Genomic DNA, 4,375 nt, shown 5'->3' with positions numbered 1-4,375 from the left:
CGATCCGGTGTTCGGCTCGGTGATTTTCCTGGGTCCGGCATCGACCACGGGCATTCGTCGCGGCCGCCTGGTGGTTGCCCTGCCGCCACTCAACCGGATGCTGGCCGGTGATCTGGTTGCCCGCAGCGGTTTTGCCGACGGACTCCCGGAAGAAGATCGGCCGGCGCTGCAGGACGCCGTGAGCAATGCCCTGGTTCGTCTTTCGCAACTGCTCACCGACCTCGAAGAGGTCACTGGCATCGACCTCGACCCACTGCACGCCGAGGCCTCGGGGGGGGTCGTGCTGGGGGCGCGCATCAGCGTCGAGCAGACGGCAGGCAGGCTCCGCCATTGCCGCTTCGCGATTGCTCCCTACCCGAAGGAACTCGAACAGCCCGTGGATTGGCAGGGGCGCCGGCTCCTGATCCGGCCGATCCGGCCGGAAGATGAAAGCATGCTCGGCGACCTGCTCCATTCGCTGGCGCCGGAGGATTCCCGGATGCGCTTTTTCAACTCGATCAGGAGCCTGCCCCGCGCCCGTCTGGCCCGCTTTTCCCAGATCGACTACGACCGCGAAATGGCGTTGGTGGCCATTGAGCGAGGGAACGATGGCACCGAGCATCTTCTGGGAGAGGTGCGGACCGTGGCCAACCCCGGCAGTACGTTCGCGGACTTTGCCATCGTTGTTGCCTCGGCGATCAAGGGCCGGGGACTGGGCAAGCTGTTGCTGCAACGCCTGGTCAGCTACTGCCGAAGCCGCGGCATCGCCGAGTTGCGCGGCGAGACACTGGACGGAAACCTGCGCATGCAGCGTCTCGCACGGAGCCTCGGTTTCACCGTGACCACCGGAGCGGATCGCGGCACGCTGGATCTGAGTCTGTCGTTGAATCCGTACGAGAAGGCGTGACGAGGACTGGATCACTCGCTGCCTGAGCTGGACAGCGGACCATTTGGCGGGCTGAAGCCGACCCGGGCACGGCCTCAAGGTTGCACCATGGCCGCTCAGTGCCAGCCGCGGGCGCCGGCTTTCTGGCGCGTCTCGCGATCACGGCGCAGGTTTTCTTCGAGTTCTTCCCGGCCACTCTTGGCAATCGCGACCGTCCTGGCCTCGTCGTGGAAGTGCGGCAACAGGGCGTTGAGCGTGATCAGGTTCTGCCGGCGAAAAGCTTCGGCAATCTCGCGCGCTTCATAGGGTTCGACACCCAGTACGGTCAGGGCCGCACGGGCGCTCCTCAGCGACGACTCGAAGGTCTCGCGTTCGATCGCGGTTACCCCGCGATCGGCCAGTTCGAGCCAGTGCCGCACGTTGCGCGCGCGCGCGACGATGGCCAGGTTCGGAAAGCTCTTCTTCACCAGGTCGATGAGGGTCAGGCTGTCGGCCACATCGTCGATGGCGACGACCAGCAGCTTTGCCTTGGCAGCCCCTGCCGCGGCCAGCAGGTCGACGCGTGTGGCGTCGCCATAGAAGACCTGGTAGCCGAACTTGCGCAAGGTATCGATCTGATCGGGATCATGATCAAGCACGGTGATGTGGATCCCCTGCGCCAGCAGCACACGGCCGACGATCTGCCCGTAACGCCCCATCCCGGCGATGATCACTGCCGCGCTGTCGTCGTCGATGGCATCGGCTTCGCGCTGCGTCTGTGCGCGGCGTGCGGTCAGACGATCGAAAGCGATCAGCAGCAACGGCGTGGCGGCCATCGACAGCGCCACGGCCGCCGTCAGCAGGCCTTCCCAGACACCCGGCAGGACGCCTGCCGTGCGTGCCACGCCGAAGACGACGAAGGCGAACTCGCCCGCCTGCGCCAGCAGCGCCGCGAACAGCCAGCGCTCCGAGCGCGGAACCTCCAGGCGCGGGGCGATCAGCGCGAGCATGCTCCCCTTGACCACGAGCAGACCGATCACCAGTATCGCCAGCAGGCCGGGGCGCGCAATGACCTGGCCGAAGTCGATCGACATCCCGACGGCAATGAAGAAGAGCCCGAGCAGCAGCCCTTTGAACGGCGCAATATCGCTTTCAAGGGCATGCCGGTACTCGGAACTGGCCAGCAAAACCCCTGCCAGGAAGGCCCCAAGGGCCATCGACAGGCCGGCGCCAGCCATCAACAGGGCAATGCCGATCACCAGCAACAAGGCGAAGGCGGTAAAGATCTCGCGTACTTCGGATTGGGCGATCAGGCGCATCAGCGGGCGCGTCAGAAAGCGGCCGATGATCACCACGCCAACGATCGCGGCCATCGCCTTGCCGGCGCCCAGCCAGCCGCTGCCGCCTTCGCCACCGGCCGCCCCCAGAAAAGGCACCAGGGCAATCAGCGGAATCGCCGCAATATCCTGGAACAACAGCACGGCGAAAGCACTGCGGCCGACCGGTGCCGCCATCACGTTGCGTTCGTTCATCGTTTGCACGGCGATCGCCGTTGACGACAGCGCCAGCGCCAGACCGGCGGCGAGGGCGGCCTGCCAGCTCAGACCGAGCGCGGCCAGGCCGAGCGCGAGGGCTGCGCCACACACGACCATTTGCAGCGTGCCGCCACCGAATACCGTACGGCGCATCTCGACCAGACGCTTCAGCTCGAGTTCGAGCCCGATCAGGAACAACATCAGCACGACGCCGAACTCCGCGAAATGCAGCGTCGATTCGACGTCGCCGACCAGCTTAAGTCCCCACGGACCGATCAGCGCACCGGCAATCAGATAGCCGAGGACCGAACCGAGGCCGCTCTGCTTGGCGATCGGGACGCAGACGACCGCCGCCCCCAGGTAGACCAGGGCATCGCGCAACAAAGGGTCAGCCATGCTCCACCTTCGCGGCAAAGTCGAGCAGCCGCTGCCGATACTGCGCGGCATGCTGTTGCAGGGTGGCCTCATCGATCAGATGCGCGCCGTGCACGACTTGCGGTGGCAGCCAGTGCATGCCGCAGAAACGCGCGGTCATTTCCAGGGCCGGAGCGAAGGCGGTGAACGGAAAGCGGTGTGTTCCCTCTGGCGAGTAGCCCTCCGACGTTGCGCCGGTGGTCGTTACCCACAGGCACGATTTGCCGACCAGCGCAGTGCCGCCTTCACCGATCGCCCAGCCTTCCGTGAGCACCGTGTCGAACCAGAGTTTTTGCAGTGCCGGTGCCGAATACCACATGCATGGATGCTGCCAGACGATCAGTCGGGATTCGATCAGCAGTTTGCGTTCGGCCTCGACATCGATCTCGAAATCCGGATAGCGGTCGTACAGCGAGCGGACGATCACGGACGGCACGGTGCGCGCCGCTTCAAGCAGTGCGCGATTGGCGCGTGATCGCGCCGGATGCGGATGGGCATAAATCAGAGCGATCAAGAGCAATCCTCAGTGAAGGGTCTGGCACATCCGGCAGGTTAACAACTCGACGACTGCCACCCGTTACTACAGCTTGCCCTTCAAAGCCTCTCGTATCGCCGCGGCTTCACCGGTCTTCTTTCCCATCTCGGCAGCCGAAGCGAACATGAAGGATCCCGAATCTACGTTCACGGAGCGCGTTTCCACTACTAGCACATTCCCCCGCTCGTCAATCCAGCTAAAAGTAAGCTTCTCGTACGATGCCCCGATACGAGTATGCACCGTCGAAAGCTCCTTCTTCGGTTCCCCGAATTTCTCTGTGAGAAGGCTTGCCAACTGAATCAATTCATCATTTCTTCCGTAACCCTTGACAAAATTTACGGCTCCATCCGCACCAACACGGGTGTCGAGCAGGGGAACATGAATGTTCCCGAACTGGATATCTACAAGGTGCTTGTCCTGATCAGGAGTGATGTCATAGCAATATTCTTTCCTCTTGGCCGTCTCAAGGCACAGGTTTTCAAGCGCAGCACGCTGCTTGGGCACACCGATGGGAACGCCTCGAAAACTCAAAGGGATAGAGGTAAGAGAAGGTTTCTGGACAGAACCCACATTTTCAGCACCCGAGTTGCTTTTCAGCTTGTGGACGGCACCAATGCAAAGCGCCTTCTGGTTAGGGGTCCTGATCAGATCGCACCCCTTCACCATTGCAGCCATCTCTGCAGGAGTCAAAGGCGGCTGCTGTGCGTAAGCACCGGTGCCAAGAACCCAATATGTAAGACCCACACCAACAAGTCGCAACGCGCTATGCATTCCTGACTCCTGAGAAGGTTTGCCTGCCAAGTATTGGGGGAAGAGGAAGAACGGTATTATTACATACTCCATCTCCTCTTCCGGCAGCGACGAAACCGCTGCGGGTCACCAGATCACCGGCCAGGATCAGGTTGAGTGGCGGCAGGGCAAGCACCAGACGGCCGCGACGAATGCCCGTGGTCGATGCCGGACCCAGGAAAATCACCGAGCCGAACACCGGATCGCCGGCAACGCCCAGACGCAGTGCGGGCGCAGCCGGTAAGCACTGACGCGGCA

The 4,375-nt window shown here is 62.9% G+C and carries 5 protein-coding genes; 1 reads left to right on the top strand and 4 read right to left on the bottom strand.

Features of this window, described 5'->3' with window-relative positions; all coding sequences use genetic code 11:
- A partial coding sequence (locus CAPSK01_RS04855) for a GNAT family N-acetyltransferase (protein ID WP_034923223.1) occupies positions 1 to 886 on the top strand: 886 nt, incomplete at its 5' end.
- 95 nt (positions 887 to 981) lie between these two features.
- Here the strand turns inward: CAPSK01_RS04855 and kefC are convergent.
- From kefC to CAPSK01_RS21855, 4 genes are all read right to left on the bottom strand, one after another.
- Positions 982 to 2,775 (bottom strand): glutathione-regulated potassium-efflux system protein KefC, encoded by a 1,794-nt coding sequence (gene kefC, locus CAPSK01_RS04850; RefSeq protein WP_034923221.1) that lies wholly within the window; start codon positions 2,773 to 2,775, stop codon positions 982 to 984.
- A complete protein-coding gene (gene kefF, locus CAPSK01_RS04845) occupies positions 2,768 to 3,307 on the bottom strand; it encodes a glutathione-regulated potassium-efflux system oxidoreductase KefF (RefSeq protein WP_034923219.1) in 540 nt (179 codons plus the stop codon). The genes kefC and kefF overlap by 8 nt, the downstream gene beginning before the upstream one ends.
- A gap of 66 nt (positions 3,308 to 3,373) precedes the next feature.
- The gene (locus tag CAPSK01_RS04840) at positions 3,374 to 4,099 is read right to left on the bottom strand and encodes a hypothetical protein (RefSeq protein ID WP_034923217.1); all 726 of its coding nucleotides are present in this window, start codon (positions 4,097 to 4,099) and stop codon (positions 3,374 to 3,376) included.
- A partial coding sequence (locus tag CAPSK01_RS21855) for a hypothetical protein (protein ID WP_273703104.1) occupies positions 4,092 to 4,375 on the bottom strand: 284 nt, incomplete at its 5' end. The genes CAPSK01_RS04840 and CAPSK01_RS21855, both read right to left, overlap by 8 nt.

The sequence above is a fragment of the Candidatus Accumulibacter vicinus genome (genome assembly GCF_000584955.1).
GTDB lineage: Bacteria > Pseudomonadota > Gammaproteobacteria > Burkholderiales > Rhodocyclaceae > Accumulibacter > Accumulibacter vicinus.
Note: the sequence above shows the minus strand (reverse complement) of the source record. Positions and strands in the feature narration are given on the sequence as shown.